The following is a 15101-nucleotide window of genomic DNA, read 5'->3' as shown; positions in this document are numbered from 1 at the left end:
AGTAGGAAAATCTCACAAGTGAAAATTCACGACATGAAGTTATGAAAAGGTGCGACAAACTATAAGAAAATACTGTGGATTGAAGCTGAATCACAAAGTGAAGTATGTTGAGCGAGCGGGGTCGATCGACGGGTAAACTTGAAGACGAATGCTTATGGCAGTATGGATAAGAGGGTTATCTTTTGAATTGCTCAGCTAGGGAAGCACGTCGTTGTTGCATGACACTATGGGTATCACCAATTGCAGTATCTTCGTAGCCTTCTTTAACAAATTGCTGAGACGGTACGCTTGGCTCTAGTCGCTTCAAGCGAGGTGAATCATAGGTGCCGCTGATGGTGTAAACGGTGGTTCCAGATCCTGTGTTGATCGTGACAATCTTACCGTCAAAATCGAATGAGGTAGTGATAAGACGATGATTCATCATCACACCTTTGTCTGAAAGTGTCAGGATATCGGTGTTGTAAGGTGGCGCCGCAATCTCTATCCATGTGCCATAGACGTTGCTTGGACTGACCGATTGCTGGTGGGCTTGGTAAGCAAAATAGCCGGCGGTGAGGGCAACCATAAAGCCAGCTAATAGGAAGCCGTAGAGTAACGAGTTGGCAAATAGATCTCTGCTTTTAGTCGGCTTTTTTGCCATTATCTCTTCATTTTTCGACTGATATTGTTTTAGATTCTATTAATTAAAACCTTAGTTTGCAAAAATTGTTCTAAGAGTTAGAAGCAGGATCGAATGTTCTAATAAATGTGGTTGCGTTAGTGGTTTTTAGCCTTGCTCCTCAGTATTTACGCTATCAATGAAAGCGAACTCCAGAAATGCTTAAGCTATGCGTATTTATTTCTTGTAGGAAAGTCTCGAATTGGTTAAAACAATTATCACCTAAATTTACGCATAGGCTTACTCGGTGAGCTCAATAATTGCAATTTGAAGATAACAAGGAAGTACAATGATTAAAGAAAACACATACTTTGAAGGTGGCGTTAAGTCGTTAGCGTTTAACCAGTCTGGTGCTGATGTGAGTGTTGGTGTAATGGCGGCTGGTGAGTACACGTTCGGTACTGCGGCTCCAGAAAAGATGACCGTTGTTAAAGGTGCTTTGATTGTAAAGCGTGTTGGTGATGATGACTGGACGACATACCAATCTGGTGAGTCTTTTGACGTTGCGGGTGACTCTTCATTCGACCTACAGGTAAAAGAAGCGACAGCTTACCTATGTGAGTATTTGTAATCAGATCTAAATTTGTTCAATCAGGGCATCGTTTGTCTCTGATTGAATAGAAAAAAACCACGCTCTAGGAGCGTGGTTAAATAAGTGATAGTAACCGGCAGTGGATAGTGTCACTTGTTTTTGCAGTCATCAAATGGATGACCAAATCGTTGTTCGTTGCAAAATCTCTTCAATCTTCAATCTTCAATCTTCAATTCAAATCTCAATTCAAAGCTCAAAGACAGACATTGGTAAATCAGTAAGTCTCAAATACGCCGTCGTTGTAATCCTGAATCGTCTGTTCAATCTCTTCCATTGAATTCATGACGAACGGACCATAGTGCACAACAGGTTCATTAATCGGTTCACCAGAAAAAACCAGTACACCTGAATCTTCTAAGCTGTCTAAAGAAAGCCAGTCAGCTTTGGTGAGCAGGGCAAGCTGACCTTGCTTGATCACTTTGGAGCCGATCTTAATACTGCCCCGGTACACATAAGTCATGGCATTGTGATTAACATTAGTCCCTAACGTGACTTTTTGCCCAGAATGAGAGCGCCAATCCGCAACGCTTAACGGCACACCTGTTTTCTGTAATGGACCCTGCGCTCGTAAAGCCTCTGAATCCTTGTCAGTTTGGTTGTGCAGTTCAAACCCTCCGGCAATCACTCTTAACAAACCACTTTGTTCACTTTGATGCTCCGCGATGCTTTCACTTTGGAAATCGTGATACTGAGCTGGCTGCATTTTGTGTGTCGCAGGTTGGTTTATCCAAATCTGAAAACCATGCAGCGCACCTTCTTCCATCATTGGCATTTCGCTGTGAATGACACCACGGCCTGCGGCCATCCATTGAGCGCCACCGCTGCGTAGCTCTCCAACATTCCCCATATGGTCTTTGTGTTGGAAGTGACCTTGGAGCATGTAAGTGAGCGTTTCTATCCCACGGTGAGGATGTGGAGGAAAGCCGCCAACATAGTCTTTGCTTTCATCCGACTTCAGTTCATCAATCATTAAAAATGGAGAGAAACGTGCGTTATTAAAACCTGCGAGTCGTTGGATTTTGACGCCATCACCATCTGAGGTGGCATGTGCTGTAATCACATGATCTACTGCTCTTACATTCGTCATTTTGAAACCCTCATAAACTTGAATAGCTGTAGTTTATGTAATTTGATTTAAAAAGAAGATGGCACAGCGTTGAGTGACTTATTCGAAAATTTTGAACAGGTAACAATATGAAATTATGTCTATACTCAATAGAGAGTATATCGCCAAGGAGGCCGCTATGGCAGTTCAGCAAAAACATGGCGAAAGGCATGGTCGGATAGGTTTTGATAACGACTTTACAACGGAGCAAAGCCAGCGCTTTACAGAGGTTGCAAACAGCGCAGTTAAACGCCGCGTGAAAAAACGTGAGATAGAAGCGCCGTTTATTCAGTCAGCTAAGCAAGCCGCTTTTAAAACCGTGGTGAGGCGACCTAAAGGGAATAACCCAAACCGAACACGTCAAGTCATATGGATTATTATGATCGGGTTAGTGAGTCTTTGGCTTATGTACCTTGCAGGTTAGCAGCGCCGCTCCGTTATAGGAATGGCTAGCGTTGGCGCGTTTTTAATAGCGTAACATTGTTCCCTTCGATCTTCGCTTCAAAGCAATCTTCAAGTTCAGATGAATCCGGTGCTGAGCTAACAAGGCTCGTTGGTAGTTCTTCTATCAGGGTCGATACTGGGTTGTCGTGATAATAAGCATATCGGTTTTTTCCTGAATGCTTGGCAACATACATCGCTTTATCAGCACATCTCGTCAGCTCATGTAATTCTTGGGCATCTTGCGGATACAAAGCAACCCCAACACTTAACGTCAATTCCTTGATTCTCTCGTTTGTTTGGCAGCCGCTTTCGAACAGCCCGCAGATCCTATCTAGAATGCCGTCTAGATCTTTACGAGTTGGCACATCGTAGAGCATCAGAACAAACTCGTCTCCAGCAAAGCGCGCGATGGAATAATCGTATTCATGGCTTTTTCTGTCTCTGGTTCGAATGTTGTTGCTCAAGCGATTGGCAAAATGCTGTAAGACACTGTCTCCCACATCGTGCCCGTAGCTGTCGTTAATGCCTTTAAAGTCATCTATATCCAAAAAGACCAATGCCGTAAGTGATTGCTCACTATCCACTGTCGCAAGCTTTTCTACAGCCCAGCGCTCAAAGCTCCAACGGTTGGCCAATCCGGTAAGTTGGTCTCTGTAGGCGAGATCTTCAATGCCTTCTTTATAAAGGCGTTGGATATAACTGACGGCTTTTGTGTAGTAATAAGCGGATGTGTGACACACCAAGCTCATAGTAAACAGGCTAAGAATAAACCGATGTGTGCTGTTAAATGGCAGAGAAAAGTTATTGGGCATTGCCGTAATCAAGGTGCTGATAAACAAACAAAATGAGGTGCTAAAGATGATTCCAATTCTGAAGTCATTGATAAAAATCACCGCCGCCAGAATAGGGTAGAGCCAAAGAATTCGGTCAGGAATGGCGTGACTGTACAAAAATAGGATGACCCCTTGAACCAGTAAAACACCGCTCAGGATCAATTCGGAATATTCAGGGTTAATGACTTTTCTTACGTAAAATGCATTGGAGATAGCGATCAGTGCAAAACACAATTCGAAAACCGACAGTGTGTAATGTTGGCCTTGGAAGTAAGCCCAAGTGTAGAAAATGAATAACGCAGCGGCAGTCAGTGAAAAGGAGTGGACAATTTTTTGCTTGCGGGTGGATCGTATGTCCGCCATTTCTTCTAGGTGCCTGCCGACGAGCCTTTTCATGTGATCTGTGCCAAAGTTTTTGATAATGGTGTTAATAGTAGATTAAATAACAAGCTATGCAGAGGCTTAGATGTCTATTTAGTGTGACTACTATCAAGGTTTCATATGAAAGGCTGTTCAATCAATTCCAAATAGTGATGTATATCACCGATGGTGCTGGTCATCTCTAGAAGATTAGATTTAAGCATCAAACTTGTAACCGTTGTTTGATGTTTATCTACTTGCTTTCCAGAGAGTTACTCCACATAGTTTGTAAACGACCAAAATTAAGAAAGGCTCATTATGTTAATTACCTTTAGTTGTAAAGCTCATGCTAGTGTCACGATGTTTGGTGAAGTCGGCCTCCAGTTCATCAAGATGCTTGGGCATAGCGGCTCCATCCCAGGTGCTATGGATGCTTCAGAGGTTCCTCAAGCTCTGGATAATCTACGTGCTGCTATTGCAGCAGAGCAGAGCAAGTCCGTAGAGCATGAAAATACTGATGACGACAATGAAGAAGAGGTGGTTGAAGCGCCTGTTAATATCGGTAGTCGAGCGTTCCCACTGGTTGAATTATTAAAAGCTGCCATCAAAGATGAATGTGAAGTAATGTGGGAAGACGGTAGCGGCAAGCGACTGTAGTACGATTCACGCGAAACGTAACAAGCCTATTGAATCTATTTTAATCAGAATGAATGCTGAACCAGTATCGGACACACCATGACCATGGAGTTTTATGGTGATGAACCGATACTGGTGTTTTTTTAGTGAAGTAATCCACTCGTTTCTGTTTATTTACAAGGTTCGTCAGCCCTGAAATGAGTGACTTTTGTTATCGTAATATCAAATCCATAACAGACCGTAAACAAAGTGATGCTGTTCACGCTTTCTTGACTCCCAATTCTGAACTAAGAATTTTTCCTAGTTATTCTAAGACCCTCTCTCATGCGGTCGATTTTTAGACTCCTTATTATTTCACGGTCAACTAACAAACAATGTATGGCCGCAATTATGCCGTGCAGACCTCACAAAAAATAAGAGAGTTCACAATGTTAAAGTTCCTAGATCAGGTTCGAAAACCGACGCTGGATCTTCCGGTCGAAACTAGAAGAAAAATGTGGTTTAAACCATTCCTACAATCTTACCTCGTCGTGTTCATTGGTTATCTAACCATGTATTTGATCCGTAAGAACTTCAATGTCGCGCAAAACGACATGATTTCTACTTATGGATTATCGATGACGGATCTAGGTCTTATCGGTCTGGGTTTCTCTATCACTTACGGTATCGGTAAAACCGTCGTTTCCTATTATGCCGATGGTAAAAACACCAAGCAGTTCCTGCCATTCATGCTTGTCCTTTCTGGTATCGCTATGTTGGGCTTCAGCTTCAGTATGGGCGGTGGCAGTGCTAGCTTATTCTTGATGGTTGCCTTCTATGCGTTGAGTGGTTTCTTCCAAAGTACCGGCGGTCCTTCAAGCTACTCGACCATCACTAAATGGACGCCTCGTAACAAGCGTGGTTCTTATTTAGGCCTTTGGAATATGTCGCACAACGTGGGTGGTGCAGGTGCCGCTGGTGTTGCTCTGTTCGGTGCTAACTACCTTTTTGATGGCAACGTGATCGGTATGTTCGTGTTCCCATCAATCATTGCGATTGTGGTTGGCTTTATTGGTATGCGCTTTGGTAATGACTCTCCAGAAGCCTATGGTCTAGGTACGGTTGAAGAGTTGTTTGATGAAGAAGTCAGCGAAGAAGATACGGCTGCTGAAGAAAATCAAATGACTAAGAAAGAGATCTTTGTTGAATACATCCTGAAAAACAAAGTGATCTGGTTGCTCTGCTTCGCGAATATCTTCTTATACATTGTTCGTATCGGTATCGATCAATGGTCTACCGTTTATGCGTATCAAGAGCTAGGTCTATCAAAAGAAACCGCGATTTCAGGCTTCACTCTGTTTGAGGTTGGTGCACTGGTCGGTACGTTAATGTGGGGTTATCTGTCAGACCTTGCGAACGGACGCCGTGCTTTGGTTGCTTGTGTATCGCTTGGCCTGATTATCGTTTCGCTAGAGTTCTACCAGCATGCAACCAGTGAGTTCATGTACCTAGCATCACTGTTTGTGCTTGGTTTCCTAGTATTTGGTCCTCAGTTGCTGATTGGTGTTGCTGCAGTAGGTTTCGTGCCTAAGAAAGCAATCAGCGTTGCGGATGGCGTGAAAGGTACATTTGCTTACTTAATTGGTGACAGCTTTGCCAAACTTGGCCTAGGTATGATTGCAGACGGCACACCTATTTTTGGCTTAACGGGTTGGAAAGGCACGTTCGCAGCGCTTGATACGTCAGCTGCCATTTGTATCGTGTTACTGCTATTCGTTGCGGTTGCGGAAGAGAAGAAGATTCGCCACGCTAAGAAAATACACTTAGCGTCTCAAAACGCGTAGCGAGTCTCACGTGCTTTATTGGTTTAAAGCACGTGAGATCATACCAATCGTTAGTTCGATTCAGTATCATCTCTATTAATAAACTTAATTTTAGATAGCTCCTGTTGGGGCTATTTTTCTTTCTTACTCTTAATTTTGGTTAATATCATGATTAATGTTGCGCTTGTTGATGACCACGTCATTGTTCGATCTGGCTTTGCTCAATTACTCAGTCTTGAAGCTGATATTACGGTCGTGGGGGAATTCAACTCTGCGGCAGAAGCGCGCCTAGGATTGCCAAGTTGTCACCCTGATGTCGTGATCTTAGATATCTCAATGCAAGACGAAAGTGGCCTGAGCTTATTGGAAGAGATTCCATCTGGCATTGCCAGCATCATGTTGAGCGTTCATGACTCGCCGGCGATGGTTGAGAAGTCATTAGAGTTAGGAGCCAAAGGTTATCTCAGCAAGCGCTGTAGCCCTGATGAGTTAATCCAAGCCGTACACACGAGCGCAAATGGTGGCTGTTATCTCACGCCCGATATCGCCATAAAGCTTGCGACGCCCATGAAGAATAAAGCCTCTTTAAATCAGCTCACCCGCAGAGAAAGCGAAGTGTGTCAGTTATTGGCGACAGGGCTCGATGTAAAATCTATTGCCGTAGAGCTAGGGGTTAGCCATAAAACGGTGCATGTACACCGTGCCAATGCGATGGACAAACTCAATGTTAAGAATAATGTCGAGTTAGCGAAACTGTTTACACAAGACCAGTACTAATGCGTTCTTACCTAGCCACCTCCCTGTGTGGGGTTTTTATGGCTGGCTGTGCATGGTTCTGTTTATGGGTTATTGCCTTCTATTTCATTAATGACCCTGAGTTAGCCATTCTGCTTTTCCCGTTTTCACTTCGACTGGGAATGACGCTGCACACTCGTACCCACTATTGGCCTGCCATCTATATTGCAGAGTGGGGACTTGCGATCGCTTTAGCTCTGCTGCTTGATGAACCCCAATGGCTGACGATACTCATCGCCAGTGGATTGAGTATTCCTGCCACGCTAATTGCCAAGCGTTATTATTCTGGTGACCAGAATCGTCACTTGTTAGTGATGGCGAGCTTAATCATGGTCACAGCATTTATTAACGTTGCCGTGGTGGGTTCTCATGTTTCTGCTGTTTACATGGTGTGGTTGGTGAGTATTACTGGCGGACTGATGCTGGTGCCGATGTGTTATCTGGTCTGGAACTATCTATTCCAAAACAAGTGGGCACCATTGAGCTCTTACTTAATCAATAATGTCGTTGAGTTCAAAATCCGTCATATTGCTTTATATAGCGTGTTGTTGGTCGCCAGTATTTTGATACAAACCAGTTTGCCTGATGAGCTAAGGCGCTTTGCCCCGTTCTGTATGGCGATCCCTATTATCTTGCTCGCCGTTCGTTATGGATGGCAAGGTGCTCTGCTTGCAACAATGTTAAATAGTGTCGCGTTGATTGCAGCCCACAGCGGAACATCCAAACTCGAAATTACCGACTTACTCTTGTCTCTATCTGCTCAAACCATCACAGGTATACTGCTTGGTTTAGCGGTTCAAAAGCAGAAAGATCTCAACTCCAAATTACGCAGTGAGCTTTCCAGAAATCAAAATCTTTCACGTCAGTTAGTTACCGCTGAAGAGTCGGTTCGTCGTGATATTGCGCGTGAACTGCATGATGAAATCGGCCAAAACATCACGGCAATTCGTACTCAGGCAAGCATTATTAAACGTGTCGACGCGGCTGAGATGAGCGTTCGCTGTGCGGGTACCATTGAATCATTATCTTTGAATGTTTATGACACCACCAAACGTCTGCTTACAAAACTAAGACCTAAGATGTTGGACGATCTGGACTTAAAAGATTCCGTGGAACAGCTTATTCGAGAGATGGAGTTCTCGGATCACGGCGTTGATATCCAGTTAAATTGGCAAGGAGATTACTCGTGTTTGAGTGACACGCTTAAGGTCACTATCTTCAGGCTGTGCCAAGAGTCTCTAAATAATGCCTCTAAATACGCCAACGCGAGCGAGATCAGAATTGAACTGATTTTAGGTGACCAGGCTTACCTTCAGATCACAGATAATGGCATTGGTTTTACAGCGCAAGATCTTCTCAAAGGAATGGGTGTTCGTGGTATGCAAGAGCGTGTTCAGGCGCTCGGCGGCAAGATGACAATCAACGCTAATGGCTCGTCTTCGGGTACCAATATCAGCGTTACATTACCTAAAGTGTGAGAACGAATATGTTTGGATTTCTGCGCTCAACAACGTCAGAGAGTGATGCTCTAACTGATGATGAGGTCAATCAGAGTTATCGCTATTGGCGCCTTCACATCATGATAGGAATGTATGTCGGCTATGCGGGTTTTTACTTCACTCGTAAAACCTTTAATTACGCCGCGCCTGCAATGATCACCGATCTAGGTTTGGACAAAGGCGATATCGGCTTAATTGGCACGCTCTTTTATCTTTCTTATGGCTTATCGAAATTTATCTCAGGCACGATATCGGATCGGTCGAACCCTCGTTACTTCATGGGGCTTGGCCTAATCGCGACTGGTCTGATAAACATCGCGTTTGGCTTTTCGAGTTCGTTAGCGGCTTTTATCTCGCTATGGGTACTGAATGCATGGTTCCAAGGTTGGGGCTGGCCATCGTGTTCCAAGTTATTGACGACTTGGTATTCTCGCTCCGAAAGAGGCTTTCGCTGGGCAATCTGGAATACAGCGCACAACGTGGGTGGAGCGCTTATCCCTATTCTTGTGGGTTATCTAACGCTGCAGTTCAGTTGGCGAGCTGGGTTTATCTGGCCGGGTGTGATTGGTGTTTTTATCGGTCTTATTGTCTGCTGGCGCTTACGTGACAAGCCCACCACCATGGGACTTCCGACGGTAGGGAAGTGGCGCAGTGATCACCTGGAATTAGCGCAAGAGAGCCATGGGCAAGGGTTAAGCTATCGAGAGATCCTGAAAACCTATGTGTTCAGCAATAAGTACATTTGGTTGCTCGCCTTTAGTTATGTGTTGGTTTACATCGTAAGAACGGCAGTTAACGACTGGGGCAATTTATACCTCACCGAAGAACACGATTACAGTTTGATCAACGCCAACGCTGCCTTGTCTCTGTTCGAGATAGGAGGTTTTGTTGGTTCACTTGTTGCTGGGTGGGGATCGGATAGGTTGTTTGGTGGCAACCGCGGTCCAATGAACATCTTGTTTGCGATTGGCATCTTCCTTTCGGTTTCGGCTTTATGGCTTATGCCTTTAACCAACTTTGTGTTTCAAGCGGCTGGGCTATTCTGCGTTGGCTTTTTTGTTTTTGGCCCTCAAATGCTTATTGGCATGGCGGCGGCGGAATGTTCACATAAAGACTCTGCCGGGGCGGCGACAGGTTTTGTTGGCTTGTTTGCTTATATGGGAGCAGCACTTTCTGGTTACCCATTAGCGCTCGTTCTAGAAGCTTACGGCTGGAGTGGGTTCTTCATTACCATCTCTACTTGTGCGGCCGTTATTGGCTTGCTGTTACTGCCTTTCCTACAAGCTCAATCACCTCAGAAAAGTGCAGAAGCTCGCTCTGGTTTTTAAGGAACGATAACAAGATAGTCACTAGTGTTTGTATTCAGATGCTTGTATCGCTGCTGTAATCAGTGCGATACAAGCCGCTATCTTATTCTCAGCGCTTTCTACTCGTGATATTCAAATGTGACTATTTTCACGCTTTTCATCGGTCTCACCTGTTTCTAAGAATTTTTCCTATTGCGTCTAAGACCTCATCTCATGTGGGTCCTAGCTGCTCTCTGTAGTCTTTCTAATTATTTACGTTATTAGAAATCAGCTCTCTGAATTATGTTCAAAGGCCTCACTATGGAAAACGCCATGTCACTCAGCCACCTCTCAGAACACTCATTTTTCCCAATGGAAAACACCATCCAAAATTATGCATGGGGGAGCATTTCTTCGATACGTGAACTGTTTGGCTTTAAGAATGAGTCACAAGAGCCGCAAGCGGAAGTTTGGATGGGAGCGCATCCGAAAGGTTGCTCAATGGTCAAGCTGGACCAACATTTAGTGCCTCTATCTGAGCTGATTAACAAGAATAAATCGGCCTACCTATCAACCGATATTGCGCAGGCGTTTGGTGAGCTACCATTCTTATTTAAGATCTTAGCGGCAGAAAAGGCGCTGTCGGTTCAGGTTCACCCAAACAAGCGCCAAGCAGAGGTTGGCTTTGCAAGAGAGGAGCAAGCAGGAATCCCTCTGACTGCAGGACATCGTAATTACAAAGACTCTAACCACAAACCTGAATTGGTTTACGCGATCACTGAATATCAAGCAATGAATGGCTTTCGAGAATTCGATGAAATATTAGGGTTGTTCAGAAAGTTGAATTCGAGCGAGCTGGCTGGTTTAGTTGAAGAGTTTGGCAACCACCTTGATTCTCTAGGTTTAGAGGCGTTTTTCCGTGATTTATTAACTCTGGACGACCAACGTAAACACCGAGCATTAGAGCAACTTCTGGCTTACGCAGCCGCTCACCAAGGTCAATCTGAGTTTGCTTTGGTTACTGAGCTTAGCCACCAGTACCCGAATGATATCGGTTTGTTTTGCGTTCTGCTGCTTAACTTGATCACACTACGGCCGGGTGAAGCGATGTATTTGAATGCAAACACTCCGCACGCATACATCAAGGGGACTGGGCTCGAGATTATGGCCAATTCAGATAATGTGCTGCGAGCTGGCTTAACGCCAAAACACATTGATCTCGCTGAGTTGGTTGCCTGCACAGAGTTTACACCAATCCCGTTCGAACGCTTGTTGTTAGCACCTTCAAAGTTAGGTCAATGTGATCGCTATGATATCCCAGTTAGTGACTTTGATTTCAATATTTTTCATCGCCCTCAGCAAGAAGAAGTCATCACAAGCGGCGCTGAAATCTTAATGGCAATCGATGATGATTTATCGCTAATGAGTCAGAAAGGCGAGCACCTGACACTCACCAAAGGGCAATCGGTATTTATCCCAGCTTATATTGGTCATTATGTACTGAGCAGTAATGGGCGAGTGGCTAGGGCGTTTAATTAGAGATGGTGTTTGTGGTATAGATTGAGCTCCATCCCCACAAAATCATCATCTCCTTCATCAACAACTCGGTAGCTAAGTGACTGATAAAAACTAATGGCGCGAGTGTTACTTCTAAAGCTCGACAGAGTCACTTGGCTTCGTTGCTCTTTCATGGCTCTCTTATGTATGAGAGTCATGACTTTCTTGCCAAGCGAACGACCTTGGTACTGAGGGAAAATGATCAGCAGATGAATATGGTATGCGTTGTCATAAGGCTTAAAACACACAAGTCCAATCCTCTCTTCTCCTCGGTATACCCAATGAAACCAAGAAGGATGGTAATCGTTTAAAAGTCGTTGACGTTGGAAGTCGTCGTCCCACCCGAAAACGTTATCTACGTGTATGAAAAGACCTTGTTTAACACACGTAAACAGTTCTTCGAATTCAGAATTTGAAACGAGCTGGAACTGTATATTCTCTTCTTGTCTTGCCACTTTGCTTGCTTCCTTATCAAACGCCTTTGAATAAGCAAACAGTAACATAATTGAAGAAGCCGAATTAGCTTAGATTTGCGATGTGATGAAACCAAAAAGCCATGCGTGATGCATGGCTTAGAATAAAGTCTTGGACTGATTTTTCTATACGATATTAAGCGCGTGATGGCGCGTGAGCTGTTTGTGTAGCGAGTCTTTGAGCTCCATGCGTTCTACTTTGAGGTTGTGCATGCTGTCGTCATCGATAGGGCTGCCAGAGATTTCTAGCTGACGGATGTCGTAGTCGAGTTGGTGGTATTTCTGCATGTCTGCTTTGAATTTTTCGTCGTCGTGGTTGAGCTGAACAATGTCTAATTTAAGATCTGGGAAATCTAAGATAAAGGCATGGTTTTCATTGAGCATTGGCACTTCCTCTCTAGTCGAATTATTAACAGTATAGAAGTAATTTTTCGAAAGAAATGTGGTTCAAAACACAAAGCCGTAAAGCGATCAAAAAAGGGCGTAAACTCGTAGGATTATCCTCGAACTTGCGCCATTTTGTATGTATATAGCTAACTATTTATAGTTATATGTTTAGAACTATAAGAGTTTAAAGCAGAAAGTTTACTTTGCTTTCTTACCAGAGCGTTGCTGCTCTTTGTGTGCAAGCTTCTCTTTTTTGCGTTGCTCGATAAGGTGAGCAGCTTCGCCGCCTACGTGGGTTTCGCCACGAGCATTCGACAGTTGAACTTGCTTTTCACGTTCACGGAAACGGGCTTTCTGCTCGTCGCTGTGCTTATCAATACACTTAGGGCAGCTTACGCCTTTCTCGAAGTGTTTAGAGGCTTTGTCTTCGTCAGTGATTGGCAGGCGACACGCGTTACACACATCGTAACCGCTCTTTTCTAGCTGGTGGTTTACTGCAACACGACCATCAAATACGTAGCAGTCGCCTTCCCACATGCTCTCTTCTTCTGGTACTTCCTCTAGGTACTTAAGAATGCCGCCTTCAAGGTGGTAAACCTCATCAAAGCCTTGCTCTTTCATGTAGGCTGTTGATTTTTCGCAACGAATACCGCCAGTACAGAACATCGCGACTTTCTTGTGTTTCTTAGGATCAAGGTTGTCTTCAACGTACTGAGGGAACTCACGGAAGGTTTCTGTGTTTGGGTTTACGGCATTTTTGAAGGTGCCGATGTCCACTTCGTAGTCGTTACGAGTATCAACCAGAATCACATCAGGATCAGAGATCAATGCGTTCCACTCGTTTGGTTTCACGTAAGTGCCAACAACATGGCGTGGGTCGATGCCCTCAATGCCCATGGTTACGATCTCTTTCTTAAGCTTAACCTTGGTGCGGTTGAATGGTTGTTCTTCGTTGAACGACTCTTTGTAAACAACATCAGCCAAACGAGAATCTTGTTTGAACCATTGAAGAAGAGCGTCGATAGATTCGCGCTTACCTGCAACGGTGCCGTTGATACCTTCACTCGCAAGTAGCAAAGTACCGCGGATTTGGTTGGCTTCTAACACGTCAGTGAGTGGCTGGCGAATTTCTTGGTAATCATCAAGTGCAACGAATTTATACAGAGCACATACAACATATTGAGACATGGTTTTTCCTTTCTGCGAGCTGGAACGTAAATCCAGAGCGGTTGCCTTTTATGATACATACTGAGTTTGATTTACTCAGGTTTGCCCATATTGGCTTATTAAAATCCGCCGCAGTATAACCAAGCCAAGGAAGGACAAAAACCAACCAAAAGTAGGGCTATTTAGCATTGTTATTAGTATGGCTTTTGGACTAAGAAATGCAATGAAACCGTTTTATCTGGTTCGAATTACAACACGTATTCCCAAACCAAAAAGGCCCTGCTGTAAAAATACATCAGGGCCTTGGTATTGAATCTGTCTGACTTAATCAGCGATTACGCTTGGTTAAGTACTTCCGCTAAGCGTTTCACCGCTTCTGTTAATTCTTCTGGGTTGGCGTTAGTGAAGTTTAAGCGCAGTGCGGCTTTTGCTTCATCGGCCTTTGGATAGAATACTGGGCTTGGCACAACTGCCACGCCATTCGAAAGCAGAGTTTTAGCCAGTTCGAAGGTGTCGCACTCTGGGATTTCTACCCAAATGAACATCCCACCATCAACGGATTTTAATACGCAGTCAGCAGGCAGCTGTTTCTCTAGTTCAGAAAACAGCACTTCATAACGAGACTTGTACAGGGTGCGAATGTTTTCCATATGCACGTTAAAGTCTTCATGTTTCAGAAGGCCAACCAGCAATGCTTGCATTGGTACACTTGAGTGTAAGTCAGCGCCTTGCTTCACTTTGATCAATGGCTCAAGGTAGCTGCGCTTACCTGTTACCGCACCAATACGTAAACCTGGCGATGCAATTTTAGAGAATGAACGAAGAACGATAGAGTTGTCAGGGCAGAACGAAGAAACTAACGGCAGTTCTGTACCTGTGAAACGTAGCTCACGGTATGGTGCATCTTCAATGAATGCCACGTTGTATTTGATACACAGCTCAGCTACTTTTTGACGAGTTTCTGTTGCCCAGCACACACCGGTTGGGTTGTGAAAATCAGGCACCGCGTAGAACATTTTTGGCGCTTGCTGTGCAAAGCATGTTTCCAATTCATCTAGATTCGGCCCAAATTCAGTTTGAGACACGGTCGCAATGTTTGCTTGAACGAGGCCAAACACCTGCATCGCACCTAAGTAGCTTGGCGCTTCCATCACAACCACATCACCTGGGTCGACATACGCACGCGCAATCAAATCCAAACCTTGCTGAGAGCCAGTACAAATCATTGCCGTGTGTGACTCTGGCAATTGGTAGCTTTGCGTTAGGTGCTCAAGCAAAGGGCCATAACCAGCAGTCGACCCATATTGGAAAACTTCAGGCATGTTCGCTAGGTTTTCTAGCGTTGGCTTCATTAAATCGATAGGGAATGTTTTCTCGTCCGGTAAACCACCGGCCAATGAGATGACATTTGGATCACTTGCGGCTGCGAGGATCTCCCGAATGTATGAAGATTGAATCTGTTGTAATGACTGTGCGATTTCCATGTGTTGTGTCTCGTCGTTTATCG

General features: G+C 44.4%; 15 protein-coding genes. 8 read left to right on the top strand and 7 right to left on the bottom strand.

Annotated elements, in window-relative coordinates:
* Positions 1–175: 175 nt before the first annotated feature.
* Positions 176–640, bottom strand: coding sequence for a DUF2850 domain-containing protein (locus AB4249_RS10365; protein ID WP_102480479.1), 465 nt, complete (start codon positions 638–640; stop codon positions 176–178).
* Positions 641–947: 307 nt separating this feature from the next.
* Here AB4249_RS10365 and AB4249_RS10360 point away from each other — a divergent pair, with 307 nt between their 5' ends.
* A complete protein-coding gene (locus AB4249_RS10360; protein ID WP_017057600.1) occupies positions 948–1229 on the top strand; it encodes a pyrimidine/purine nucleoside phosphorylase in 282 nt (93 codons plus the stop codon).
* A 235-nt stretch (positions 1230–1464) separates the two neighbouring features.
* Here AB4249_RS10360 and AB4249_RS10355 read toward each other — a convergent pair whose 3' ends face one another.
* Positions 1465–2337 (bottom strand): pirin family protein, encoded by an 873-nt coding sequence (locus AB4249_RS10355; RefSeq protein ID WP_372103008.1) that lies wholly within the window; start codon positions 2335–2337, stop codon positions 1465–1467.
* Positions 2338–2494: 157 nt separating this feature from the next.
* Between AB4249_RS10355 and AB4249_RS10350 the strand changes: the two genes are divergently transcribed.
* On the top strand, positions 2495–2779 hold the full coding sequence (locus AB4249_RS10350) for a hypothetical protein (protein WP_017061541.1): 285 nt from the start codon (positions 2495–2497) through the stop codon (positions 2777–2779).
* A 25-nt stretch (positions 2780–2804) separates the two neighbouring features.
* Here AB4249_RS10350 and AB4249_RS10345 read toward each other — a convergent pair whose 3' ends face one another.
* On the bottom strand, positions 2805–3995 hold the full coding sequence (locus AB4249_RS10345; RefSeq protein WP_372103200.1) for a GGDEF domain-containing protein: 1191 nt from the start codon (positions 3993–3995) through the stop codon (positions 2805–2807).
* 315 nt (positions 3996–4310) lie between these two features.
* Here AB4249_RS10345 and AB4249_RS10340 point away from each other — a divergent pair, with 315 nt between their 5' ends.
* The 6 genes from AB4249_RS10340 to manA all read left to right on the top strand — a co-directional run bounded on the left by AB4249_RS10340 (position 4311) and on the right by manA (position 11549).
* Positions 4311–4649 (top strand): DUF1840 domain-containing protein, encoded by a 339-nt coding sequence (locus AB4249_RS10340; RefSeq protein ID WP_017061543.1) that lies wholly within the window; start codon positions 4311–4313, stop codon positions 4647–4649.
* 407 nt (positions 4650–5056) lie between these two features.
* Positions 5057–6451: a hexose-6-phosphate:phosphate antiporter gene (gene uhpT, locus AB4249_RS10335; protein WP_017061544.1), complete on the top strand. Its 1395-nt coding sequence runs from the start codon at positions 5057–5059 to the stop codon at positions 6449–6451.
* A gap of 147 nt (positions 6452–6598) precedes the next feature.
* Positions 6599–7207 carry a transcriptional regulator UhpA gene (uhpA, locus tag AB4249_RS10330; protein ID WP_017061545.1) on the top strand — a complete coding sequence of 203 codons (609 nt, stop codon included), beginning with the start codon at positions 6599–6601 and terminating at the stop codon, positions 7205–7207.
* Positions 7207–8703, top strand: a complete 1497-nt coding sequence (gene uhpB, locus AB4249_RS10325) for a signal transduction histidine-protein kinase/phosphatase UhpB (RefSeq protein WP_102332287.1) — start codon at positions 7207–7209, stop codon at positions 8701–8703. The genes uhpA and uhpB overlap by 1 nt, the downstream gene beginning before the upstream one ends.
* A gap of 8 nt (positions 8704–8711) precedes the next feature.
* Entirely contained in the window at positions 8712–10052 is a 1341-nt protein-coding gene (locus tag AB4249_RS10320; protein ID WP_065583566.1) for an MFS transporter, read from the top strand.
* Between the two features lie 291 nt (positions 10053–10343).
* On the top strand, positions 10344–11549 hold the full coding sequence (manA, locus tag AB4249_RS10315; RefSeq protein ID WP_372103197.1) for a mannose-6-phosphate isomerase, class I: 1206 nt from the start codon (positions 10344–10346) through the stop codon (positions 11547–11549).
* Here manA and AB4249_RS10310 read toward each other — a convergent pair.
* The 4 genes from AB4249_RS10310 to AB4249_RS10295 all read right to left on the bottom strand — a co-directional run bounded on the left by AB4249_RS10310 (position 11546) and on the right by AB4249_RS10295 (position 15078).
* Positions 11546–12070 carry an N-acetyltransferase gene (locus tag AB4249_RS10310; RefSeq protein WP_136977839.1) on the bottom strand — a complete coding sequence of 175 codons (525 nt, stop codon included), beginning with the start codon at positions 12068–12070 and terminating at the stop codon, positions 11546–11548. The genes manA and AB4249_RS10310 overlap by 4 nt on opposite strands.
* Before the next feature lie 96 nt (positions 12071–12166).
* The gene (locus AB4249_RS10305) at positions 12167–12424 is read right to left on the bottom strand and encodes a YdcH family protein (protein ID WP_372103005.1); all 258 of its coding nucleotides are present in this window, start codon (positions 12422–12424) and stop codon (positions 12167–12169) included.
* A 201-nt stretch (positions 12425–12625) separates the two neighbouring features.
* On the bottom strand, positions 12626–13615 hold the full coding sequence (locus AB4249_RS10300; RefSeq protein WP_017067892.1) for a rhodanese-related sulfurtransferase: 990 nt from the start codon (positions 13613–13615) through the stop codon (positions 12626–12628).
* Positions 13616–13929: 314 nt separating this feature from the next.
* A complete protein-coding gene (locus tag AB4249_RS10295; RefSeq protein ID WP_372103003.1) occupies positions 13930–15078 on the bottom strand; it encodes a PLP-dependent aminotransferase family protein in 1149 nt (382 codons plus the stop codon).
* Between the last annotated feature and the right edge of the window lie 23 nt (positions 15079–15101).

Origin of the sequence: Vibrio sp. 10N.261.55.F4 (genome assembly GCF_041470465.1) — a bacterium.
Classification (GTDB): Bacteria; Pseudomonadota; Gammaproteobacteria; order Enterobacterales; family Vibrionaceae; genus Vibrio; species Vibrio crassostreae_C.
Note: the sequence above shows the minus strand (reverse complement) of the source record. Positions and strands in the feature narration are given on the sequence as shown.